This window comes from Anaerococcoides asporogena, assembly GCF_029590275.1.
In the GTDB taxonomy this organism is placed as follows: domain Bacteria; phylum Bacillota; class Clostridia; order Clostridiales; family Clostridiaceae; genus JG1575.
In genome coordinates this window covers 1871544-1895856 of record NZ_CP120965.1, presented here as the reverse complement: position 1 = coordinate 1895856, position 24313 = coordinate 1871544, and the positions used below count along the sequence as shown (strand labels likewise).

Sequence of the window (24313 nt, the reverse complement as noted above, 5' to 3'; positions counted from 1 at the left end):
CTCCTAATAGGTATCCTGGGCTTTATATACTACTTTCTTTCGTAATACATCAAAATAATCGTAACCGTCCAGGCGAACAATGTGGGCTCTGTGCCCGGAATCCGTGATTTCAATGGTTCGGTTGGTGTCGATGTTGAAATTCTGCTGACCGTCCACCGACAGATTATAGCTGGAAACATCTCCCTTAACCTGGACGGTGATCTGGGACTCTCCGGCAATGACCATATTTCGTACCCCCAGGGTATGGGGGCTGATCGCCGTCATGGAGATGGCATTGACTGTGGGATATACAATGGGACCGCCGGCGGACAGGTTGTACGCCGTGGATCCGGTCGGTGTGGCAAAAATGACGCCGTCGCCCCGGAAGGACGTGGCATGATGCCCATCAATGAAGATCCGATAATTCATGATGCGTCCCAGTGAACCTTTGGTCACGACGACATCGTTCATGGCGACGAATTCTTCCACGACATCATCCGCCATGAACCGGGTTTTCAGCATATGGCGATGTTCGATGGTATATCGGCCGTCCCGGATCAGCTGAAAGGCTTTTTCCGCATCCAGATATTCTACGGCAGTCAGGAATCCCAGCGTGCCGATATTGATTCCCAACATGGGGATTTCCAGGCCATGGATGAGCCGGGCAGCGGACAGGAACGTTCCATCCCCGCCCAGCACCACGAACAGATCCAGATCCAGCAGATCCACCGTAGGGTGCTCATAACTGTCAAAGGCAACAATCTCGCATTGCGGGAAATACTGTGAAAGTAAATCCTGTATTTTATTCTGTATCAGTTCATCCGGATCCTTGTCCCGGTTTATGCCGAGCCCGATGACCCGGATCTCGTTTAAGGCTTCCTGTTTACTCATGGGTTCCCCTTAGCCGGTCTTCCGGTTGATCCAGGGCGCGGAACGCTTCTGCCACAATGCTTCCAAGCGGAAACCGGTCTGTTTGGGACGGCCGTGCCGGATCGTTATGTTTTTCAATGTATAAAAGATATTCGATGTTGCCTTCGGGCCCTTTCAACGGGGAGTGGGTCAGTCCCAGCAGCTCAAACCCGCAGGCTTCGCAGCAGTCCAGGACTTTTTGCAGAACCTCCTCATGCTTTTGAGGATCTTTGACGACACCGGCTTTGTTATGAGCTCCCCGGCCGGCTTCAAACTGGGGCTTGATCAGGAGGATCGCCTGACCGGAGCCGCGCAGGGCCTGGTGGAGCGGTTCTGCCAGAAGGCAGACCGAGATGAAAGACACATCCATGGTGGCAAAGTCAAAATCCCTGAGTTCTTCCGTCAGTTCAGGCGGTATGGACCGAAAGTTCAACCCGGAGTATTCCTTCACCCGGGGATCCTGCTGCAGGATCGGATCCAGCTGACCGTGTCCGACATCAATCGCAGCGACATAGGCGGCGCCTTGTTCCAGCATTACCTGAGTGAATCCACCGGTGGAGGCACCGACATCCAGACAGCGGCAGCCTTCCAGAATGGGATGGAACGCCTTCAGCGCCCCAAGCATCTTCTGAGCTCCCCGGGAAACATAGCGGCGGCCTTCGCCCAGATAACGGACCTGATCTGTGTCCTTCACCTGGTAGCCTGGCTTGATGCATAGCTTGTTGTTCACCATAACTTTTCCAGCCTTGATTTCCTCGCTGGCCGCCTCCCGGGCAGGCAGGAAGCCTGCCCGGATCAGGTACTGATCAAGCCTGGCCATGAGAAGTTTCCTCAAAGGCATTTTTTACCTGGGCTATGATGCGATCGACGCTCAGGCCGTATTTTTCATAGATGATCTCCACATCCCCCTGTTCGATGAACGCGTCATCGTAACCCAGGGGCAGGAAGAATCCCTTGAAGCTTCGTCCGGCCAAATCGGCCAGTACGGATTCGCCGAACCCGCCATGCAGGATGCCGTCTTCCAGGGTTACAATCAGCCGGGTGTTCCGGACCTGATCCAGGAAGTCTGAATCCAGCGGTTTGATGAACGGGGCATGGACAGCCTGAGCCCTTAAGCCCTGTTCGCGAAGACGGCGGGCGGTTTCCCAGGCTCGCGCCGTCATCTTGCCCACTCCGATCAGCACGATGTCAGGGGCCGTGTCGGACTCCGGATCCAGCCGTTCCCAGACTCCCGGAGTAAACTGCGTTAGCGGAGGAAGCTGGATTCCCTTCTCATCGCCGCCTCGGGGGTAACGAATGGCCAGAGGACCGGTAAACTGCGTCGACCAGCGCACCATCTGAGCCAGTTCGGCCATGGATTTGGGCGCCATAACCGTCATATTGGGAATCATGGACAGGTAGGCGAGATCAAAAATACCCTGATGGGTTTCTCCGTCGTCTCCGACAATGCCTCCCCGGTCCAGACAGAATGTAACATTGAGATTTTGGATGCAGACATCATGAATCAGCTGATCCAGACTGCGCTGCAGGAACGTGGAATAGATTGCGACATAGGGTCTCAATCCGGAAATTGCCATGCCGGCGGCTAACGTCACAGCATGTTCTTCGGTGATCCCGACATCGAAAAAGCGGTCGGGGTAGGCCGTTGAAAAGCCCTGAAGTCCCGTCCCTTGCGGCATGGCCGCGGTGATGGCGACCAGATCGGGATGATCCGCGGCCAGCTCGGTCAGCGTACTGCCGAATACTTTGGAGTAATTGGTGCTGGAACTGAAGCAGATTTCACCATTTTCACAGTCAAACGGCGCAATCCCGTGAAACTTGTCCGGATGCTGGACCGCAAAGTCATAGCCCCGCCCTTTCTGAGTAATGGCGTGGACGATGACCGGTCCGTTGACTTCCCGGGCTTTCTTGAGAATCTTGCTCATTTCCTTGATGTTGTGGCCATCCACCGGTCCCAGGTATTTGATCCCCATGTTTTCGAAGATCATGCCTTCCTGTTCCACGACCATGGCCTTGACGGAATCCTTGACCCATTTGGCGGTCTGCGAAAGGGAATCGCCCATGGGCAGTTTCTCTACATTTTTCTGGAAGCTTTGCTTGAACTTTTCATAATGCACATCGCTGCGAAGCTTGGACAGATAAAGGCTCATGGAGCCGACATTGCGTGAGATGCTCATTTCATTGTCATTGAGGACGATAATGAGCGGTGTCTGCCGGAACCCGACATCGTTCAGCGCTTCCCAGATCATGCCGCCGTTGAAAGCCCCGTCGCCGATGACACAGACCACGGAGTGGTCCTGCTTTTTGATATCCCTGGCGCGGGCCATCCCAAGCGCTGCCGAGATCGAGGTGGAGGCATGGCCGGTGTTGAAATGATCATAGGGCGATTCGGTCGTTTTGGGGAATCCGGACAATCCGCCATATTTGCGCAAAGCCTTGAACCCGCCGGCCCGTCCGGTAAGAATTTTATGGACATAGCTTTGGTGGCCGACGTCAAAGACAAGCCGGTCCTGCAAAAAGTCGAAGACATTATGCAGCGCAATGGTCAGTTCCACCACACCCAGATTGGGAGCCAGGTGGCCGCCGGTTTTTGACACGGACTGGATCAGAAACTGACGGATTTCGGCTGCCAGCTGATTCAGTTCGTCCAGGCTCATATCAGGCAGGGTCTTGGGACCCCGGTACTTCTTCAATATTTCATACATAGCATTCCTCTAGTGGTCGCGCCGGGCAAAATAACGGATCACGGCTTCGAGCAGGCCGTCTCCGGGATGTTCGGTCAGACGGAAGAGGTCGCGGCGCAATTCTTCCAGTCTAATTTTCGCCTGTTCCAGACCCAGAAGCGACACATACGTTGATTTCTCATCTCTGGCATCTTTTCCCACCGATTTTCCCAGGGTCTCCTGATTCGATTCTACATCGAGAATGTCATCCTGAATCTGGAACATCAGGCCAAGCTTATGCCCTAAAGAGCGCATGGCTTCGACTTCGGTTTCGGAGCAGCCTGCCAGTAGACAGGGCGCTGTCACGGAGCTGGTTATAATGGCCCCGGTTTTGTTGCGGTGCATTTCTTCCAGGGCCGGCAGGTCAATGACCTGTCCTTCCGACTGGATGTCCAGCACCTGACCGGCAATCATGCCGTCCTTGCCCGCAGACTGGGCGAGCTCAACCATGGCCCGGGCTCCGTTTGGAGTTCCGCCATAGGCTGACATTAAAAGCAGAAGTGCTTCATTGAGCAGAGCGTCTCCGGCCAGAATGGCCAAAGCTTCGCCAAACACCTTATGGCTGGCGGGTTTCCCCCGGCGCAGATCATCGTTATCCATCGCCGGGAGATCATCGTGAATCAGGGAATAGGTATGGATCATTTCCATGGCCAGGGCCATGGGCATTACTTCGTCCTGAGACAGACCGCAGCGCTCGGCAGCGCCCAGTACCAGGAGCGGCCGGAACCGCTTACCTCCCGCCAGCAGGGAGTAAGCCATGGCTTCCTGTAATGCGGCTGGGCAGGTGAACGCTTCCGTCTGGAAGCGCAGAGCTGCTTCAATTTGCCGCTGCAGCTCAGGAATCTGATTTTCTGGCGTCCACGGGCTATTCAAAGGCAACTTCCTCGCCCTGCTGGTTGATCAGAAGGATCTTTTCCTCTGCCTCCTTGAGCCGGCTCTCTAACTGGCGGCACAATTTCATGCCTTTTTCATAGTGGATCAGCTGGCTGTCGAGGCTGGTGGCGGGATCTTCCATTAATTTGAGAACTGCCGTGAGCTCTTCCATCAGCTGTTCATAGGAAGCGCCGGTATCAGTTGGTTTCCCGTTCAATTCCATTGAGTTTTTCTCCTTTCTGATAAGTGGCTTCGCCGTCGCGGACTCGGATCCGGAACATATGGGCCGCATCCAGGCTGCTGACGGTTTTCAGTACTTCATTCGATTCATTTTGAATGATCGCATAGCCCTTATCGAGCACGTTGTATGGATTATAGGCGGACAGCAGTGACGTGGCACGCTCCAGCCGGCGTTCTTCCCGATCGAGGCGCAGTCGGATTGCCTGAGCCATCCGTTCTTTGTGATCGGATACGTTTTTCATTTCGTTGACCAGAATGGTCCGAGGATCATTCTGGCGAATAAAGCGAAGGTTCATAACCAGATGGGATTTCTCCTGGCGCATCCTGGCTTCCATCAGCTGTCGCAGCCGACGCTTCTTATCCAGTATCTGGCCTAAATTGTCCATCCGGTTGGGGATGGTCAGTTCGGCTGCCTGACTGGGCGTGGCAGCCCGAAGATCCGCGGCAAAATCCGCGATCGTAAAGTCGATATCATGACCAATTCCGGTGACGACCGGTATTCGGGAAGCCCGAATCGCATAAGCCATTGCTTCGGAGTTGAAGGACCACAGGTCCTCGATGGAGCCTCCGCCCCGGGCGATGATGATGGTGTCAATATCTTGGCGCTGATTGATTCTGGCCAGAGCCGCAATGACCTCTTTTTCAGAAGTTTCGCCCTGAACCTGAACGGGATAAATCACCAGGCACTGCCCCGGATGACGGGTCCGCAGCACCTTGATGATATCCCGAATGGCTGCGCCGGTCGGTGAAGTTATCACCGCGATTTTCTGAGGATTGGGCGGAATGGGCCGCCGTCTGGTCTCATCAAAAAGACCTTCCCGGGCCAGGCGCTCCTTAATCTGTAAGAACTTGGCGTATAAGTCCCCCGTCCCTTCGCTTTGCAGGTCATCCACGTAAATCTGATACGTTCCCCCCTGAACATAGGCTGCCACCCGACCCCGGATGGTGACTTTGTCACCGTCCCGGGGAAGCACCCGCAGCTTTTGCCGCTCCTGGCGGAACATCACACAGTTGATGCGGGATCCTTCGTCCTTCAGCGTAAAGTATAAATGACCGGAGGTGTGGGCCTTGAAGTTGGAGATTTCGCCCTGGACATTGACATTGCGCAGGATGAAATCCGCATCAATGATTTTCTTGATGTAGTTGTTCAGCGAGGAAACGGACAGAACCTTACTGTTCAAGTTCTGAGGCCTCACAGACGTTCTTCATGAGAATCGTCGTGGTAATGGCCCCTACGCCGCCGGGAACGGAAGTGACATATTCAGCAACTTCCACGGCCTCATCGGTTTTGACATCGCCGGTGATTTTGCCATCCAGTTCGGAGGTTCCGACGTCAATGACGGTCTGTCCGGGGCTGAAGTATTCGCTGGTGAACATATTGGGACGGCCGACTGCGGCAACAACGATATCCGCAGCACGGGTAATCGCTGCCAGATTCTTCGTTCTCGAGTGAGCCATGGTGACAGTGGCGTTGTCAGCGAGCAGCAGCATAGCCAGCGGCTTGCCGACGATATTGGACCGGCCGACGATCACGACGTTCTTGCCCGTGATATCGCCCAATGTCTCTTTAATGATGGTATGGGCACTCTTGGCCGTACAGGGAACAAAAGCCCGATCTCCCATGAACAGCAGACCGGCATTGACCGGATTGACTCCGTCAATATCTTTTTCTCTGGCGATGGCAGCCGAGATTTTCTTGCCGTCAATGTGCTTGGGGAGCGGAAACAGCACCATGATGCCGTGGACATTTCGGTCGCTGTTCAGATCATGGATGGTCGCCAGCAGCTCTTCTTCCGTCGTTTCAGCCGGAAGCTGCAGATTGACCTTACCCAGATTCAGAGACTGAGCAACCTTGGTCTGGCTTTGCAGATAGTATTTGGATCCTTCATCATCGCCCACCAGGACGGTCGCAAGAGTTGGAACGGATTTGCCTTCCTTTTCCCGCTGCAGGGCGAATGCTTTGATCTCTTCCTTATACTTGGCTGCCAGTTCTTTCACGTTGATGATATTTCCCATTTACTTATCCTCCGTTATTTCTCAGGATCACTCCTGTGTATTATGGCCGATTGCCACGTTCTCATTCAAAATGCCCACAGCCTTTTCAGGCAGGGCATTCATTCGCATCATCCAATTGTACAGACAGGAGTTGGGCACTTCCCTTTTATAAAGAGAACTCCCATGGACTCCTTCATTCCGCTGTTACCATCCGATGGATGGCTACATTCCGACAAAGAGTTTTCTGAGTACAGTTTTTGAGTACGGTTTTTGAGTACGGTTATGCTTCCGAAGACGTCTCAGAATCAGCTTCAGCAACTGCCTCAGAAACCATTTCCGAACCTTCCTCAGAAATCGTCTCAGAAAATGCCTCAGGATTCATTTCTACGGTCTCTTCAGGACTCATTTCAACGGGTTCCTCAGAACTCATTTCAACAGCCTCTTCAGGACTCTCAGACCGTTCCTCAACAACAACCTGGGTTGCAGAAGAGACTTCTTCGACCAGCTGATTTTCTCCAGGAATCGGTTCTGCATCAGTCGTCTCCGGCTGCGACTCAACAGATGCTTCTTGTTCGTTCATCTTCTGCTGGATCTCAGGCTTGGCCTTCAGGATTCGATCTAAAATTCCATTTATGAAGGCTGTCGACTCTTCATCGGAGTAGGTTTTGGATAATTCCAAGGCCTCATTGAGCGATACGCGTTCTGGAATTCCGTCCGTGAAGAAGAGCTCCAGTACAGCGATCTTCAGAATGGCCAGATTGACGCGGGATAACCGCTCAATGGTCCATTCCTTCAGGTAGGGACGAATCAGATCCTTGATCCAGGTATCTTTTTCCTTGGCCAGCCGGGTAATGGTTCGGATATAGTCCCGATCCAGGACTTCGGTGGTTTCACTGATATCGGAGAACTCTTCGATAAAGTCATCCGTAATTTCTTCATTGCGCGTATTGACCGTTTCGGAATACAACAGTTCCATTGCAATGGCACGGGACTTGCGGCGGCTTGGTTTATTTTGCATCTTTCACTGCCGCTTCCGGTTTCTTCACGGAAATGTTATTAACCATGATATTGACCTCACTGACTCGAAGACCGGTGATGTTCTCAACGGTTTCCAGAACGTTTTCCTGGACTTTCTTTACTACATCGGGAATGTTGTAGCCATATTCAACGGACATGATCATGTCGATGGTTGATTTCTCGTCGCCGATGGTTACTTTGACCCCCTTGGTTACGTTGCGCTTACCGGTAAAGACCTGTGTAATGCCTCGAGTCGTTGTCGGATTTAACCCGGAGACTCCTTCAATTTCGGTGGCTGCGATCCCGGCGATGACCCCTACGACTTCCTCAGAAATCTTCACCGTACCGACACCGGCGACGTCATACTTGCCAGGTTCTCTGGCGGGATTGGTTTGAATATCTTTTTCCATTTTTTACCTCCGGTAAAATGCATAATAACAAAACCCTGTCATATTATTATAGCAAAGACACATTGTTATTTACAATTGAATAACCAGCCTTCTCGGCAGGTTTTGCATAAAATTCACAGGAATTATGCATACACGCTGTAATCGATTAATCGCTGAATTTTATGCAGGATGAACGGAATCACCGCTATATTCAATTAAATCAATGTTCTGCTATCTAAAAAAATAAACCGGTACTGCGGCTGCAGTACCGGTAAGAATCGTATTAAACGCGTTCCATGTATTCTCCGGTCCGGGTATCGATTCGGATCATGTCGCCTTCGTTGATAAAGAAAGGAACCATGACCTGGGCACCGGTTTCCACGATGGCAGGTTTCAGCGCGTTGGTAGCTGTGTTGCCCTTAACACCTGGTTCGGACTGTGTAACTTCCAGTTCAACAAAGTTGGGAGCTTCTACTGAGAAAGCGCTGCCTTTGTAGAATTTGATGGAAGCAAACATGTTTTCCTTAAGATACTTGATGGCATCTTCAACTTTTTCAAAGTTGAGCGGAATCTGCTCAAAGGTATCCTGATCCATGAAGTAATATAATTCACCGTCATTATACAGGTACTGCATGTCTTTCCGCTCGATGACTGCTTCCTGCAATTTATCAGACGGGTTGAAGGTCGTGTCAGTGACGCCGCCCTGGATAACATTTCTCAGTTTCGTTCTGACAAACGCTGCACCCTTTCCAGGTTTGACATGTAAAAAATCGATAACGGTATAGACGTTACCATCCATTTCAAAGGTTGTTCCCTTTCTTAAATCTCCAGCAGATATCATATAAGCTCTACCCCTCCATTATTTACGGCTTTTATCCGTAGAATACACTGTGTCATGCACAAATTACCATTCTTAATTATAGCAGGTCATGCAATCTTTGAAAAGCGCAATCGAAAAAGTGTGCTGATGGTTGTTGGTTGATGGTTGATGGTTGACGGTAACGCTGGGGAGTATATCCCTCTGTAAAAATCGGCGAGAACTCTTCCATCCGCGTGGTGATTCCGAAAAAATGTACTATCCTGAATTTTCTGCCTATGACCTGGGCCGGCTGCAGCTCGTACATTCACACGGATCCGGCACTGTAGTTCTTGGGGACGCGGCTCAATTCCGGAGTATGATCCATGGTCAATATCACTTCAGACTGTTCAGGATCTCCTGATAGCGTCTGGTACCCGCTTCACTGGGACAACCTTTTCGACAGAAATTAAAATCTTTCAATTTTGGATTGACACGCTCTACGATGATCTGTCCGTCGCTCAGTTTTTTTGACAGGCACTGCAGAGCATCCAGGAATCTTGCATCCTGCCGGGCTTTCGGGTAATGCGACAGAACATATACGTAATTGAACAAATTATAGGTCAGGAAGGGATATTCAACCTGCAGAAACAACGAGCCGATTCCGTAATGGCAAGGGCCCAGAGGCAAACGAGTATCCCAGTGATCCAGCAGGAACCCGACGGCTTTGTCCAACCGCGGATCGCTGTCATATTTGGGATTCAGGCGAAAGGCGTCCAAGGCAGCCAGCGTCGGGCCGGGATTCGAAAATTCCGTTTCTGGACCCCGCCCATAACTGAACTTAAGGCAGCGCCAGCCTCCGTCCGTATGCCTGGTATCCAGCAAATAGGTCCAGGTCGAATACAGCCGAGGGTCTTCTCCCTGTCCGAGATGGCACAGCACATTCAATGCATTAATGGTCTGGCAAGGCAGCATTGCTCCTTTGGGAGCAACCTGAAATCGCCCGTCAGGCCGCAGGGTTTCATAAACCAAGTCTGTTCCCGTGATAATTGCCGGATCCGAAGGATCCATTCCCAGCTCGGCCAGCAGCAACAGACTGCCCAGCAGTGAAAACGGCGAGCCCTTGCTGATCCGATGGTCCGATGTCGTCCATAGATCCCAGCCCTGATCTTTTCGATGACTCAAAATCCGCTCAGCATCCTGTCGATATTCTTCTTTCATCTGATCACTCCCATTCTCGGGTATATCAAACCTTGATCCCATTCTTTGTTTTGATCGAGGTTTCTGATCACTATATCAGGTCCCAGAGTTCATAAACATCAGTTCTTAACGGTGCAAATCTGTTTCAGCTGATTTGTTCTATCAGTAATCTGCAAGGCTCTACGTCAATTTTAATGTATCTTTGAGGTAAATAGTAACACTTTATTATAGTGATTATAATATTTTATTTACCTCAAAGGTTAATTTATTATGGGGGGATAATCGCTTCATTGACCCGCTCCCTTCCGCTGTCTTTTAACCCGCTTCACCAATTCAGGAACCGTTATTGCTCCCCTAATTAAACCTTGCGCATATTAAGAGGCATATTTTGTGGTTTTTGAATGGAAGAACCCCCTGATTTTATTAGGACGCAATTGCACCGTTTTTAAATGAGATCGAACATTATGTTCAAGCTCATCATCGCTCCTGGGACTTGGTTTTTTACTTATGCCACGTTTGAGATCGCTGTTGAGCAATTCATCAGGATTGTACTCTGGGGCATACGGTGGCAGGTAGAACAGCTCAATTTCTTCCTTATGCTTTTCTACCCACGCCATGACTTTTTTAGCGTGATGAACCCGCAGATTATCGAGCACCAGGAATACTTTCTTGTTGCTGTCATGCACTAACCGCCGCATAAAATCAATCAGTTTGTCGGCATTCATGTTGTCTTTATAGAGGACAAAGCGCAATTTTCCTCGATTGGAAATTGCTGAAAGCATGTTGATCTTGATATGCTTTGCTTCGGTTCGAACCACCGGCGTTTGTCCGATTGGCGCATACCCACGCAAGCAAGTTGACTGGTTTTGCAATCCGGTTTCATCTCCAAAGAAAATCTCTGCATTCTCAGCCTCTGCTCGTTCAGTAATGCCAGGAAACTCAGTTTCGACCCAGTGCTGCACCTTCTCTGTGTCTTGCTTGTAGGCGCGTTTCATCGGCCGCTGGACTGAGAATCCCCACCGCGCCAAGTAGACCCCTAAAGTAGATACGGGCAGGCTGATTTTATACTTTTCATAAATGAGCTCTGCAATGGTTTTTCTGCTCCACATGCAGTCTTTGAACTTCAATTGATCCGGTGTCTTATCAACCAGGATTTGCTGTATTTCCTTTTCCTGGGCAGGAGTAAGGGTTCGTTTCGCACCCTCTCGGCGACCACGCTTTTGGGGCTTGATCCCTGCGATCCCGCCTTCCTTGTATTGTTTCTTAGTGTTCTGGACGTGCCGCAAGCTTACATCTAAGATTTCTGCTATTTCCTCATTCGTTTTACCTTTTTCTGATAGTCGGATGATGTTCTTGCGAATCTGATATTGTTCTTCCGGACTAAGCCGTACTGCTTGGGTTTTTAAATCATTATTCATACGATTATCATATCAAAAATCATCAAGAAACGCAAGGTTTATTTAGCGAGTCAATAGTTCCCTTATTGCTAATCAGTCTGGATTCAATGTCAAGTGAAAGGACACCTGTCCCTGGGGATTTCTGCAGGCAGTCAGCCAGCGGATCAGAGTCGGTTTTTTCGAGTCGCACATCTGGAATCGATATACCGACTCACCGGAAGAATTGATCAGGCAATGAAGACTGGTCAGGCTGAGACTGTCAACACGGGGCCGGGTTTGAGGGTATTTTTTCATATACGCGAGAAAGGCATCATAGGTTGGGAATCTCGGATCGGTGTTGATCAGGTGTTCGAGCCGCCCGGTCTGTCCCCTGGCTTCCAGATATTGCCGGTCTGCATAGGCGATGCTGGTTCCTGTTCGGAGATCGGCTTCGATCAGACTGAGCACGCCCCAGGCGATGGACAACGACAGGAGCAGAATCAGGATCCCAGCCGTCAGAAATCCTCTGTGTTTTGATGTGATCAAGGCGATAAGTCCTCCGAAATTGATGATCGCCGTAATCGAAGATCACCGTGAGCAGGTTCGCTTCAGCCTCCAGGGAAATGGACTGGACCAGGCTGGACAGGTAATTGGCAGTGATGGTGGTTCCGTTGTAGATGTTGTAGACCAGACGTCCATTGTGAAGGCAGAAGGTGTATTCTCTGAGGCCAGGCGCCGCCTGAACCGCAGTATCATCGAGAAAACTGAACGTGAATGACGTCCGTCCGATCTCAATCTTCTGAACGTCCTTATAAAGATCGTACTTCAGGCGTTCGCTGACAAAGAGAAAATCCAGAGTGACCTCCTGCTGGCGTTGAATCGAACGAAAGGAAAACCAGACTGTCTGAAACATTTTCAGGGAGATCCCCAGGAGCAGGCTGCCAAACACCAGATATAGCATCAGTTCCCGAAGGATGAAGCCGCGTTTTCGAGCCATTGTTCCTCCTTCAGGCAGCCATCTTCCAGCCAGCATAAATGCACGGTCTTAATTCCGTCTCTAAGTTCCAGTTGGGCAGTCAGCCGATGGGAGCTCGATTGAAACGGGCGGAATGACTTGCCCTGATCCAGCCGGATCAGATTCTCCTCAAAGGCCAGCTGGGCATTGACTCTTTCCCGATTACGCCTGGCACTGGCCACTGCCAGCTGCAGTCCCACGGCCAGACTCAGCGAGACGGACAGGGCAATCACCAGCAGCAGCATACTGGAAGCCGACAGAAACCCGCGATGCCGATTAGTCACCATAGTATTCCTCTCGGAAGGTCGAGGTTCCCACCTGAAACACCAGGTTTGCCAGATGATGCCCGTTTTTCCAGATCCCGAGAGTAAAGCCATCCTGGCCTCCCCAGGTTCTGTTCCTGAAGTTTATCGTTGACATAATATCAGTCCGTACCCCCTTTTGAACAAAAACCTGATACGCTGGTCCGCTTAGTTTCCGATAAATGGCAGCACCGCACTTAAAATCCACGCAGCCAGTGCCGTCCACCGTAATAGAATAGCTTCGGCCCGGATCAGTCAGCGCTCGGATCCTCTGATCCAGGATGGCAGATTTCAATCGATGGATAAAGGCTCGATCTGCCACCCGGTCTCCGTAATGAATGCCGGCAAGATGGGGAAGCGTGAAAGATAGAATGACCGTGAGGACTGCCATGGCGATTACCAGTTCAGCCGTCAGAAAGCCTCTGCGGGCAGTTCGATGCAGCTTTTCTGCTTCAAGTTCAGGATCCCTCACTCTTTTGACCGCAGGGCAGACCCTCGCAGATCGTCTTGGTTCAGGCCTCATTTCCACTGATTTTATTTTCCCTGGTCTCATTGAATCCTCCCAAATGCGTCCATCAAAGGTCCCATGATGGAAATAACGGTCAGTCCCACAACAAAGCCAATGACGACCATGGACAGTGGTTCCAGCAGTTTGATACGGCTCTCCATGGTCGAATGGATGATTTTTCGGGAACTGGCCAGATACAATGTAAAACCGGCCACCAGATCCCCTCCTTCTTCATGGATTCGGGTGAGGCCGGTCAGTTCCCTGGAAAAACCGCCTCGTGCCAGACTATTTGCCAGAGAGTCCCCCGACAGCAGCGCGCTTCGAATGGGTTCCGTCCGGATCCCGGTCATATCTCCGGCGATCTCCAGCACCTCAAGAATTCCCCGTCCGCCCCGGAGCAGTTTCGTCATGCGATCCACCGCCATGACCTCGTAATAGAGTCCGTAGCGGCGCCCCAGAACCAGTCGGAGCGCTCCGTGCTGTTTTCGGAACAGAAACGCCGCGCCGATGAACAGAATCACGCCGGAGAAAGAAAACAGAAACCGATGGGTCGAGAGAATCACTCTCAGTTTTTCCAGCGTGAAAAGGAATCCTTCCTGAACACCGAGTGAGGACAGTAGCTGAGTCATCATCGGAACCATAAAGAACAATGAAAACATCAGGTAAGCCAGGATCAGAATCAGCATGATCAGAGGATACACCGCAAAGGAGATCAGCTTCTGGCGCAATTCCCGGTTGTTTCGGCGCATTTCGTGAAGTTCCAGAAATGCCTGGGCCATATGTCCGGTTTCTTCGGCCATGCGCATAATCTCAGTATCTCCGGGATCGATGCCGGGAAGAGACATCATGGAATCGGACAAAAGCTGACCTTGCACCAGTTTCTCTTTCAGTCGGGCGGCATCTGCCGCGAAAGGCCGTTCCATAAAATCGAGTGCCGTCAGCAACGGAAAACCGGTGGCGAGCAGTGTTCCGATTTCATAATAAAAACGTTCTGCCTGGTTCTTCTTCATCGCTCGATCACCTCCTGGCCCCGGTGATCATAAACCCTGGCTTCCAGACGTCGTTCTCCGGAGGGCGAGGCAATCAGTTTCTGATGAATGACCAGGGAGAGAACACAATCGACAAACTCCGGCATGGACGTCAGGGAAGCCAGCCTCATTCGAGTCAGGTCATAATCGCCTGAATGCAGGGTGGTGATGACCGGATGCCCGGACAGTGCTGCCCGCAGACAGTGTTCACAAGTGGACTGCCCCCGAATTTCACCAATGGCAATGTAATCGGGATCCTGCCTCAGGGAGGCGAAGATCGCTCGTTCGTAGTCCAGGCCGATGCTTTCGTTCAAGGAAACTTCCAGCGTGCCTGGGATGCTGATTTCCACCGGGTCCTCCACTGAAACTACTTTGTGTCCGGAATCAATCATCTCCGCAATCAGCGCTTTCAGCGTCGTGCTTTTGCCTGATCCGGTCTCTCCGGTGATTACCAGGAGTGAAAATCCACTGCTCAGACGGTGCCGGATCAGTGCCAGCTGTTCCTGATTCAGTCCCAGCTCTTCCAGGGTCAGGCGATGATCGCAGAACAATCGGATGGTTAGGGCTTCTCCGTAAATTCCTTTGAGGGTTGAGATTCGCAGCTGCCGGCCATCCTCCTGTTCAATCATGCCATCCTGTGGCAGCCGCTTCTCGCTGATATTCAACCCGGCCCGCAGCTTAAGCCGCTGGAGCAGGATCTGGTACTCCTCCCTGCCCAGGGCTTCGCCGTCGACCAGTCCCTGGGGCAGCCGGTATCGGATGAGAATCCGATCTTTCTGCGGAATAAAGTGGATGTCTGAAACCGGTCGGGTTTCCATCTGGTTCAAAAAAAAGTCAATATCCATGCCATCGCCTCCGCAGACATTATGGATATTGACTCTACTTTTTATACCTACTCAAATAAAGGATGCTGACTGTCTTCCTGGAGATCCTGCCGAAAATTTTCATCGCACATGCAGGCCCGCAGGTCGTTCTCGTGTTCCTCCAGCAGCCTCAATGCCTGGCTCAGACTCAGATTGGACAGCCCCATCAGAATGGCAGCCCGGGGATTTCCACCCGACAGCGTCAGAAGTTCTTCCGCCCGCTGATCGTCCACTTCCAGAGCCAAAGCCACGACCTGATTACGCCGACGCAGCAGCTTCGAATTCGCCGGACGCAGGTCGATCATGAGATTTTCATAGACTTTTCCCAGCTTGATCATGACTCCGGTGGAGATCATGTTCAGAATCATTTTGTTCGCCGTGGCCGATTTGAGCCGGGTCGAACCGGCAATGGCCTCGGGACCGACGGCCGGTGAGATAATCAAATCCGCGATCTGGGCACATTCCGAACTGTGCATGCAGGTCAGCGCAATGGTGGATGCGCCCTGACGCTTGGCATACTCCAGCGAACCGGTGACATACGGCGTTGATCCGGAAGACGTGATACCAACCACCACATCCTGATCATTCACGTTGATATTCTTCAGTTCCTCCACGCCCATGGCCTTGTCATCCTGGGCTCCGCTGACGGACTTTGTCAGCGCTTCCGTTCCACCGGCAATAAACGCATAGATTTTTCCCTCTTCCAGGCCGAAGGCGCTGCTGACTTCAGAGGCATCCAGAACACCAATCCGGCCGGAGGTTCCTGCTCCCAGATAGATCAGCCGACCGCCCAGTTTCATCGCATCGGCGATGAGTTCGACCGCCCGGGCAATCTGTGGAATTTCCGCTTCCACCGCACCGGCGACCAGCTTGTCTTCCTCATTCAGCATGTGGAGCATGTCAACCGTCGAAACCTGATCGATGTGAATGGTTTTTGGATTGCGCTGTTCCGTTACAATATGTTCGTCCATCATGGGGCACACCTCCTTCGCTTACCTGAATTATACTGTTTTCTTATTGGATTTGAAACCTGAAAAGAAAACCGTGACAATATGTTAATATAGTAGAGAGGCCTGCCGCATACCGCGTCATTGCCGCTCTCCGGGTGTTCAGCCGGACTCAGAAACACTATTTCCGAATCTTTGCTTCAAAAATTGTGATTCAGAGTTCATGCTCAGAATTCATGCTTCAGAAATAATACTTCAGAAGCTCTCCTTTCCTGGTGCCGCAGCATCAAAATCTGCCGAATGCAACAGGACGCAGCTTTGATCCACCCACAGCATCTCCCTTGAAAAGAATCAAATCCAGTGACCTTCCCCGGACCGGTGGGTCATCCCGCAAATAATCTGGAAGGAGCGTCGGGCTTGTCCCCCCGACTACTGCCATGGCCTTTGATGGTCTTTACTTACAAGCGATTACGAAAGAACTGAAAGAAAATATATTGAATACCCGAGCCGATAAAGTACACCAGCCCGAAAAGGATGAGATCGTTCTGACCTTCCGGGGGCGAACCGGTACACATCGTCTCCTTCTCACCTCCAGTGCCGATCATGCCCGGGTGCATCTGACCGAGGAAGCCAAACCCAATCCGAAGGAAGCACCTTTATTCACCATGGTTTTGCGAAAATACGTACAGGGGGGGAAACTCGTCCGGATCGAACAGCCTCAGGGCGACCGGATCCTGAATCTGACCTTCGAAGCCACGGATGAGATGGGCTTTTACTCCAACTACATCCTGATCTGCGAAATGATGGGAAGACATTCCAACATCGTTCTTGTCAGGGAACGCGATCAGAAGATTATGGAATGCATCAAGCACGTGGGGGCTGATGTCAACAGCTACCGCCTGCTTCTGCCCGGCGCTTCCTATCAGCTGCCGCCGCCCCAGGATAAGCTGGATCCCACGGATTACCTTGATGCGGCTCTCTCCGAACGGCTCACGGAAGACCTGACGGAAAATGATTTTGCCCGTTTGTTCTCCGGTATCAGCAAAATGACCTCAAAAGTTCTGTATCAGGCCTGTGCCGACCGCATTCAAGCGGGTCAGACGCTGACGGAAGCCATTCGCTCGACGCTGGAATCGGCTCTGAAGGCCGATACATTCTTTGTTTTTCTTCAGAAGGATGTGCCAAGAGATATCAGTCTGCTCCTGCCGGAGGAAGCGGCCCTGTCGCAATATGATGAAATTGAGGAATTCTCCTCTCCTTCCCTGGCTTTGGAATTTTTCCTGTCCGAAAAGGATAAATCCAATCGGGTGCGGGACCGCTCTCAGGATATCCTGCGAATCGTCTCCGCCAATTTGGAGCGAGTTCAGCGCAAAATTCAGATCCTGGAAGATGTTCTCACCGAATCTTCAACCAAAGAAGAATTCCGGATCAGGGGCGAACTGATTAAGGCCAATCTGTATCAGCTGAAGGACGGCCAGAATCAGGCCGTAGTGATTGATTATTACAGTGAAGATCAGCCAACGGTTGTGATTGAACTGGATCCCCATAAATCCATTACGGATAACATGCAGCGCTATTTCAATCAGTACAATAAATACAAGCGGAGTGAGGAAAACGCCAGAGAACAGCTGCTCCTGGCTCAGGATGAGCTGAATTACCTGAACTCCGTGGCGGACTCTGTCATGCGCTCCGAGGACCCTTCCGACATTGCGGAGATCCGGCAGGAACTTGTTGTAGCCGGTTATATCCGATTCAAGTCGTCGAAGAAAAAGAAGGAATCCCCCAGCAAGCCCATGCGCTTCAAGTCGACGGAAGGTGTCACGATCTATGTCGGCAAGAACAACAATCAAAATGATTATCTGACGACCAAACTGGCAGATCCCAATGATACGTGGCTGCACACCAAGAACTATCCTGGATCCCACGTCATCATCAAAGGAACCGGATTCTCCGATGAAACCCTGCTGGAAGCGGCCAATCTGGCAGCCTGGTATTCCAAGGCACAGACCGGCAGCAAAGTGCCGGTGGACTACACCTTAGTTCGACATGTCAAGAAACCCAGCGGATCAAAACCGGGGATGGTAATTTACACAACGAATAAAACGGTGTTCATAGATCCGGGAATGCCCCGCCTGGAGCGGTTCTAGCGAACGGTTCAGAAGTTTCACGACAAGTTTTCGCATTCTGCAGAAGTTTCAGTGAATTCAATCCCTGTTCAGCCGATCGGCAGTACCATCCATTTTCAGCTATGGGACAGCCCAATACTATATTAAAACAACCAGGAAAGGCAGGTAATAACATGATCGAACGCAGTATGATCCGTGAGATGTGCGACGCTTTCGGACCCCCGGGATTTGAAGGACCCGTCACCGATGTAGTTCGAAGCTACCTCAAGGACTTCAACATCCGTACGGATCACATGCACAACCTCTACATCGCGCATCCGGGAAATCAGGGCAATCGCCCAGTCATTCAGCTGGATGCACATCTGGACGAAGTTGGTTTCATGGTTCAGTCGATCCGGGCAAACGGAACCATCGCCATCGTGCCGATGGGCGGATGGGTCACCAGCAGTGTCCCCTCCCAGCTGTTCCTGATCCAGACCCGGACCGGTGAACGGATTAGAGCAATTATCGCCAGCAAGCCGCCTCATTTCAAGACCGCTTTGGAAAAGCAGAATGATCAGGTCCACCTGGAAGATCTGGTTCTCGATGTCGGTGCCTGCTCCCGCGAAGACGTGGTTAATCTGATGGGCATCGCCCCGGGAGATCCGGTTGCGCCGCAAGTCGTCTCATCCATCGACCCGTCCACCGGAGTGATCTTCGGCAAAGCCTTTGACAACCGTCTGGGCTGCGTTGCCATCATGGAAATCATGCGGCGCCTGAAGAGTGAACAGTTGCCGGTGGATGTTGTTGCCGCTCTGGCCGCTCAGGAAGAAATCGGCATGCGGGGTGCAACCGTCACCTCCCAGGTGGTAAAACCTGATTTTGCCCTGGTCTTTGAAGGCTCCCCGGCGGATGATCTGTATTTTGACGAACATACCCGCCAGTGTGCCCTGAAACAGGGAGTTCAGATCCGGCACTTTGATGCAAGCTATGTCAGTCACCGCGGATTCATCGATTTTGCCCAATCCCTGGCGGACGGCTCCAATATCAGAACGCAGCACGCAGTTCGGCGCGGCGGTTCGACCAATGCCGGCAAAATATCCCTCACTGGGAAAGCGGTCCCCTGCCTGGTGCTTGGCATCCCCTCCCGCTTCATCCATACCCATCACAACTTTGCCGCCCTCGAAGACCTCGAAGCCTGTGTCAGCCTGGCGGTGGAGGTACTCAAAAAATTCGATCCGGAGGTAATATGCAATGGATAATAAAAAAATGAATCCCCTACTGGTGATTTTTCTGGCTCAATCATAAATTCTGTGGGATGGTGGATTCCTTACGTACGTTTTACGACTCATATCGAATAACTTGAGGAAGAAGTATTCATCATCTGGATAGCCATACCCTTGTCGACGTAATGTCTTAATCTTGTTGTTGATCCCCTCGATTTGACCATTCGAAATACGGTAGGTCGCATAAGCTATAATCCCTTCAAAATGTCTGTCCATCAGGCGCCCAAACCACTGCAGGTGCTCATTCTCCGAGGCATAGCATACTTCCATGACCTCCGTGATCAGACTAGCCATTTCCGGCTCACTGGCGGCCTTGTACGCCTCCGAGAGCATCTCTTTGACGAGGTCAACTGTGAACAGAAGCTGGTTCTCCTGGATGAGCTGGTCGTACTTCTCCTCACTGCCAGGACGACGCGTGATCTCAGCCCTTTGGAAGAGCGTACCGCCCTTGGACAAGGGTTTGCCCTCCGCGGCCTCCCGGTCTTTGCGCTGCAGCGTCTTCCGAGAAGACATCAGGATATAGCGGGTCCTCTTGAGGGACTCAGCAGCTTTGTACTCACCCACCGCCTGAAGACGCCTCTGTTCGTCTTTGCGCACTTCAGCGACCACTTTGTCATTGAAATTCTTGATGATGTGGAAATGGTCGAAGACCGGCTGGATGTGGGGGCACTTTTCCTCAAAGGCTTCTTGGAAGTCTGAGTTCATGTCCGAGGCGACTGCTTCAACACCGTCCATCCACTCGAGACCGACGTGCTCAATGAAGTCATAGACGACCTGCTTGCGCTTGCCATGGGCGATCCAGAGGATATGGCCAGTCTCTATGTCGATGATGTGGGTGGCGTACTGGTGGCCTCGGTGAAGCTTGAATTCGTCGATACTGAGGTACTTTGCCTGCCTCTGGGGCTTGGTGAGCTTGCCGTCCAGGGTGTACATTTCCTCCAGGCGTTTCAAGTCGATCGCTTTGACTGTGTTCTTGCCTAGACCAGTAATCTCAGCGACCTGTTTGAGATTGTAGGTTCCGATGGCGAGAAGGTCCCTGGTGTACTGCAGGAGGGCTTGTGTGATCCGATGACCTTGTGCCTGAAAGGGCACCTGCTGGACTCTGGTGATCCCGCAGGTTGGGCACAGTAATTGATTCTTGTCGAATTCCAGGGAAGTATAAGTGTGCCCGAAGTTCAGGTGCCAAAGACTACATGAGGACGTATTGTTAATGTGCATGAAGCCCCCGCAGTTGGGGCAGGCGCGATCGGTGTCATCTAGCTTGAGGACTCCATGAAACTGAATCACACTTTTACCGGAAACGGCAGTATGCTGTGAACTATGCGTATTAGTAAACCCAATAAGAGACGAAGGGATGTGCAGATAATTTTGGGAATCAGTGATTGTATTAGCTTGTTCATCCTGTGTATAATTCATTCAGAGCCTCCGCTGTGTTTGGATTTGTACATCCGTCCAGATGCATTTCCATCATAGCGCGGGGCTCGTTCTATTATCAAATGTTATGCCGGTTTGGGGAATGGATCTAGTCGGTCAATCCCACAGAATTTGTGATTGACCCATTTTTCTGGTGATCCTGGGTTTGAACATTTTGGGCTTTCTCTTCAAGGTACTCGTTCAAACTGCCATCGTGGCAATCGTAATTTTGGGAGCCTATCTGCTGTACGAGAAGTTCTTCAAAAAGCCGGGCAGTAACTCCGGCGCCGAATAAACCGTTCGTTCGAGATTCGTCCCAGTAAACGAAGAGGCATTAGAGATCCTGTCACACGTTGTACAATCAAATCAGAAATAGTGAGCAGCTGAGCATCCATCAAAGGACCGCTCAGCTGCTCTGTGTTGTTCTACATGTTCCGGACCTGTTCCCCTTGAACGCTGATATTGGATAAAGCTGCCGGTTGTTCTGTCGATCGAAACAGAATACAGCTGGGAACATGAGCAGCCTGGCAACCAAATCACATCATTCATCTCACAATGATTTTCACCGTAAAGCGGTCAATAACCGAACTTTCTCCTTCCCATTCCCGCCAGTTTTTCAGTTGCAGGGTGAATGTACCGGGCTGAGTCGGAATGAACTGCAACTCCCGGAGTCCGGCGACTCCAACGGCTTCTTCAGAACCTTCCGATCGTACGGCCTTGTAGTCATCGCCGATTGGCTGAATTCCCGGCAATGGTTCATAGCTCCAGCGATACCCAGTAGTGGGGTTTTCTTTCAGGCTGATTGTCATGACCTCCCCGCGATCAACTTCAATGGTCGCGGCTGAGTCCCTTTCAAATATGCGAATCATTGGCGTCCCTCCTGCTTTGGGGTTGAAACGGCAGCACGGCGTGCAGCCGTTAAGCCCGACTACCAGACATACATCTCATATATCATACCATCGCTTTCTTCGCGATAGTTTACAGGAGAGCCTTTCACCAAGGCATGACTGGCCAGAATGTTCAGCGCCACAATCGAACTGTCCGAAGTGTTGATCAGTTTTTTCCAGCCAACTCCTTCCACTCCGGCAAAGCAGTTGCGATTTTGATTAATGGACCACAGTCCGTTGATTTTTTTGTTATTCACCCAGACGCTAGCCCCGGCACTTTCTGCGCTGATGAGAGGCGCCGGAACTGCATCGGTTGATATTGCCATCGACGGCAGATTTTCAATACTCATGAATTCGCTCTTAGCCATTGGGGGCGAAAGAAGCGGACTGTCGGCATTCCTGTCGATTTTGTTTTCAGAGCAGCAGCAGCCGGGATCCACGGCAGGCGATTTAAATTCAGTCATGTTAACACCCCTTTCGTTAATATACGTAGATCTGTTTGATTACGCTGTTTTCTTCATAGAAATTGACGGCGCGGCCGCTGGCTTTCGCTGCTGCCAGCTGGGTCAGCATGTTGACGAAGATGTTGTCATTTTCCGAAGAAACTTTCCGCCAGCCCAGACCGTCAAAGTAAGCAAAGGCGTTGCGATCCTGATTATTGGCCCAAAGACCGATCACCCGCTTATTGCTTTGCCAGCCGATATTGGCAATACTGTTTACTCCGTAGTTTGACCAGGTGTCAATACCGCATTCACCATAAGCAATATTGAAGAATCCCTTATCTCCCCAAGCGTCACCCCAGCTGTTTTTACAGATCCAGTAACCGGGATTGTCATTGTAGCCAACAATGGTGACGCAGTGTCCGCCCGACTGACTGCCGCTGACGTGCTTGTAGACTCCGCTCTTGTAGCTGAAGAAATCACCGTACACAACAAAACAGGCAATGACCGGTCCGATGGTCGATACCCAGGTTTTGATGTCTGCCGGCTTCCCTTTCAGATCAGAATATCCGGTGATCTTAATGGCTCGGTCTGCCCAGTTGGAGCAAAGGCCGCTGCAGTCCTTATTGCTCATGGTATACGGATAGCAGGCTTCATCGGCGAGACCCTTGGTTTTAATATCCTCCAGCGCTTCATTTGGCATCCAGCCATTCTCACAGTTACGGCCCCGAGCCTTGCCGTGACAGAAGAATAAATGAGCTTCACTCAAGTCGATGGCCAGTCCCGGATCGTTACGCTGCTTGCGCAGGGTGCTTTCCACCGTGGCGACCGTACCAAACGCTACGCATGAACCGCAGCTCAGCTGATTCTTGATCGGTGTAACAAAGTTCTGTCCACCGACATTGCGCAGATCAAAGGCTGCCGGAGCGCCTGCCCAGGTCAGAGCTTCCTCTTTGATCTGAGCCTTCATCTGTGCGGCATACTCAATAATTTCTGAAATAGTCATATCCCCGGGTCCCGGTGAAAAACCAAGGTGCATTTTCTGCTCTTCAGGTGAAAGCAGGGACATGCTTGTCACTCCGGCTTCCCATGGGTTGTCGAGTTTATTGAGCGATTCCTGGATTTGACTCAAATTAATTTTTTCCGGTATCATAACTTTCTCTCCTCCCTTTCCGTATTTGTCCTGGTACTGATAAAGAAAGACTGATTATGCAATTCAACGCACCGCCTCCCTAGTTTCATCATTTCCCAAATTCAGCCACAGCTAGTCTGAAAGTTAAAAAGATCCAGCCACCAAGTTCTCACTGGCGCACAGGATCTTCAGCCTGAACAAATTATTCTCTCAAGCCGGTTACGTCATGTTGCGCTGCAGTTAAATGATCAGCATCTCATCCGTACAGTATCCTGCTCAACAATTAAAAGTATTTAATATACTTAATTCTTTAATTTAAAAATAGTACTGTATTTTTGTCTTGTCAATTATTGAGATGATACAATTAATCGGCAAATTACAAGGCATTTTTACTTATTATAATAATTAAAACCTCGTAAGTCTGCATACAGTCTCAATTTTAAAAGTTATGCTAATAGGAACAGTTTAATTATATAAATTTAAAATTTAATCATTTATTATTATTTGGAATGTTATTAAATGTGAAGATTTATATGATTATGCCGAAGAATATATATATAAATTAAACTCATAACAAGGGCCAAAAAATAATCCCGCAATAAGCAAGCCCGTTCAATTACGTCACTCCCAGGATCTGTCGATTGATCAACCTATAATTTTGAAGCAAGGTTATATGGATATTTATCTTATTACATAGATTCATCTTGCTGGTTGAAGTCAATGGGTGAATGGCTCAATCGATAATTGTCCCAATGGATAAAGAGCTCAATGGATTAAGATCTCAATGGATAAAGAGCTCAATGGATAAGCCCTTTAACAACTACTGTTCACAGAATTGCGCAAAATACCAGAAGCCGGTTCTGCAACCGGCTTCTGGATGGTTTTTAATT

25 protein-coding genes are annotated in these 24313 nt (G+C 50.8%); 3 read left to right on the top strand and 22 right to left on the bottom strand.

The window, feature by feature from the left end; translation table 11 throughout:
• Positions 1-3 precede the first annotated feature (3 nt).
• The 18 genes from P6M73_RS08875 to murQ form a co-directional block, all read right to left on the bottom strand.
• Positions 4-870: an NAD(+)/NADH kinase gene (locus P6M73_RS08875; protein ID WP_277852698.1), complete on the bottom strand. Its 867-nt coding sequence runs from the start codon at positions 868-870 to the stop codon at positions 4-6.
• Entirely contained in the window at positions 863-1708 is an 846-nt protein-coding gene (locus P6M73_RS08870) for a TlyA family RNA methyltransferase (RefSeq protein WP_277852697.1), read from the bottom strand. The genes P6M73_RS08875 and P6M73_RS08870 overlap by 8 nt, the downstream gene beginning before the upstream one ends.
• Entirely contained in the window at positions 1695-3593 is a 1899-nt protein-coding gene (gene dxs / locus P6M73_RS08865) for a 1-deoxy-D-xylulose-5-phosphate synthase (protein WP_277852696.1), read from the bottom strand. The genes P6M73_RS08870 and dxs overlap by 14 nt, the downstream gene beginning before the upstream one ends.
• A 9-nt stretch (positions 3594-3602) precedes the next feature.
• Positions 3603-4484, bottom strand: coding sequence for a polyprenyl synthetase family protein (locus P6M73_RS08860; RefSeq protein ID WP_277852695.1), 882 nt, complete (start codon positions 4482-4484; stop codon positions 3603-3605).
• A complete protein-coding gene (gene xseB / locus P6M73_RS08855; RefSeq protein WP_277852694.1) occupies positions 4477-4707 on the bottom strand; it encodes an exodeoxyribonuclease VII small subunit in 231 nt (76 codons plus the stop codon). Before xseB ends, P6M73_RS08860 begins: the two co-directional genes overlap by 8 nt.
• Complete coding sequence (gene xseA, locus P6M73_RS08850; protein WP_277852693.1) at positions 4682-5905, bottom strand: exodeoxyribonuclease VII large subunit; 1224 nt, start codon at positions 5903-5905, stop codon at positions 4682-4684. The genes xseB and xseA overlap by 26 nt, the downstream gene beginning before the upstream one ends.
• On the bottom strand, positions 5895-6740 hold the full coding sequence (locus tag P6M73_RS08845) for a bifunctional 5,10-methylenetetrahydrofolate dehydrogenase/5,10-methenyltetrahydrofolate cyclohydrolase (RefSeq protein WP_277852692.1): 846 nt from the start codon (positions 6738-6740) through the stop codon (positions 5895-5897). Before P6M73_RS08845 ends, xseA begins: the two co-directional genes overlap by 11 nt.
• 259 nt (positions 6741-6999) lie before the next feature.
• Positions 7000-7737 (bottom strand): transcription antitermination factor NusB, encoded by a 738-nt coding sequence (gene nusB, locus P6M73_RS08840; protein ID WP_277852691.1) that lies wholly within the window; start codon positions 7735-7737, stop codon positions 7000-7002.
• Positions 7727-8146 (bottom strand): Asp23/Gls24 family envelope stress response protein, encoded by a 420-nt coding sequence (locus P6M73_RS08835; RefSeq protein WP_277852690.1) that lies wholly within the window; start codon positions 8144-8146, stop codon positions 7727-7729. Before P6M73_RS08835 ends, nusB begins: the two co-directional genes overlap by 11 nt.
• A gap of 262 nt (positions 8147-8408) precedes the next feature.
• Entirely contained in the window at positions 8409-8966 is a 558-nt protein-coding gene (gene efp, locus P6M73_RS08830; RefSeq protein ID WP_277852689.1) for an elongation factor P, read from the bottom strand.
• Positions 8967-9317: 351 nt separating this feature from the next.
• Positions 9318-10142, bottom strand: a complete 825-nt coding sequence (locus P6M73_RS08825) for a prenyltransferase (protein WP_277852688.1) — start codon at positions 10140-10142, stop codon at positions 9318-9320.
• A gap of 353 nt (positions 10143-10495) precedes the next feature.
• A complete protein-coding gene (locus P6M73_RS08820) occupies positions 10496-11539 on the bottom strand; it encodes an IS630 family transposase (RefSeq protein WP_277852687.1) in 1044 nt (347 codons plus the stop codon).
• A gap of 289 nt (positions 11540-11828) precedes the next feature.
• On the bottom strand, positions 11829-12494 hold the full coding sequence (locus tag P6M73_RS08815) for a hypothetical protein (RefSeq protein WP_277852686.1): 666 nt from the start codon (positions 12492-12494) through the stop codon (positions 11829-11831).
• Positions 12458-12799, bottom strand: coding sequence for a hypothetical protein (locus P6M73_RS08810; protein WP_277852685.1), 342 nt, complete (start codon positions 12797-12799; stop codon positions 12458-12460). The genes P6M73_RS08815 and P6M73_RS08810 overlap by 37 nt, the downstream gene beginning before the upstream one ends.
• Positions 12789-13286 (bottom strand): pilus assembly FimT family protein, encoded by a 498-nt coding sequence (locus P6M73_RS08805; RefSeq protein WP_277852684.1) that lies wholly within the window; start codon positions 13284-13286, stop codon positions 12789-12791. The genes P6M73_RS08810 and P6M73_RS08805 overlap by 11 nt, the downstream gene beginning before the upstream one ends.
• A gap of 77 nt (positions 13287-13363) precedes the next feature.
• Positions 13364-14332: a type II secretion system F family protein gene (locus tag P6M73_RS08800; protein ID WP_277852683.1), complete on the bottom strand. Its 969-nt coding sequence runs from the start codon at positions 14330-14332 to the stop codon at positions 13364-13366.
• The gene (locus tag P6M73_RS08795) at positions 14329-15195 is read right to left on the bottom strand and encodes a GspE/PulE family protein (RefSeq protein ID WP_277852682.1); all 867 of its coding nucleotides are present in this window, start codon (positions 15193-15195) and stop codon (positions 14329-14331) included. The genes P6M73_RS08800 and P6M73_RS08795 overlap by 4 nt, the downstream gene beginning before the upstream one ends.
• Before the next feature lie 47 nt (positions 15196-15242).
• Positions 15243-16187 (bottom strand): N-acetylmuramic acid 6-phosphate etherase, encoded by a 945-nt coding sequence (murQ, locus tag P6M73_RS08790; RefSeq protein ID WP_277852681.1) that lies wholly within the window; start codon positions 16185-16187, stop codon positions 15243-15245.
• 410 nt (positions 16188-16597) lie between these two features.
• Between murQ and P6M73_RS08785 the strand changes: the two genes are divergently transcribed.
• Entirely contained in the window at positions 16598-18307 is a 1710-nt protein-coding gene (locus P6M73_RS08785; RefSeq protein ID WP_277852680.1) for an Rqc2 family fibronectin-binding protein, read from the top strand.
• 152 nt (positions 18308-18459) lie between these two features.
• The gene (locus P6M73_RS08780; protein WP_277852679.1) at positions 18460-19527 is read left to right on the top strand and encodes a M42 family metallopeptidase; all 1068 of its coding nucleotides are present in this window, start codon (positions 18460-18462) and stop codon (positions 19525-19527) included.
• A 36-nt stretch (positions 19528-19563) separates the two neighbouring features.
• Here the strand turns inward: P6M73_RS08780 and P6M73_RS08775 are convergent, their stop codons facing one another.
• On the bottom strand, positions 19564-20967 hold the full coding sequence (locus tag P6M73_RS08775; protein WP_277852678.1) for an ISL3 family transposase: 1404 nt from the start codon (positions 20965-20967) through the stop codon (positions 19564-19566).
• Positions 20968-21130: 163 nt separating this feature from the next.
• On the opposite strand from P6M73_RS08775, the gene P6M73_RS08770 reads away from it, so the two are divergent.
• Positions 21131-21259, top strand: coding sequence for a hypothetical protein (locus P6M73_RS08770; protein ID WP_277852677.1), 129 nt, complete (start codon positions 21131-21133; stop codon positions 21257-21259).
• Positions 21260-21509: 250 nt separating this feature from the next.
• Here P6M73_RS08770 and P6M73_RS08765 read toward each other — a convergent pair whose 3' ends face one another.
• The 3 genes from P6M73_RS08765 to P6M73_RS08755 are packed head-to-tail and all read right to left on the bottom strand — an operon-like array spanning position 21510 to position 23444.
• Positions 21510-21833: a protease inhibitor I42 family protein gene (locus P6M73_RS08765; protein ID WP_277852676.1), complete on the bottom strand. Its 324-nt coding sequence runs from the start codon at positions 21831-21833 to the stop codon at positions 21510-21512.
• Positions 21834-21892: 59 nt separating this feature from the next.
• Positions 21893-22315, bottom strand: coding sequence for a hypothetical protein (locus P6M73_RS08760; protein WP_277852675.1), 423 nt, complete (start codon positions 22313-22315; stop codon positions 21893-21895).
• A 16-nt stretch (positions 22316-22331) separates the two neighbouring features.
• Positions 22332-23444 (bottom strand): C1 family peptidase, encoded by a 1113-nt coding sequence (locus tag P6M73_RS08755; RefSeq protein WP_277852674.1) that lies wholly within the window; start codon positions 23442-23444, stop codon positions 22332-22334.
• Positions 23445-24313: the final 869 nt, after the last annotated feature.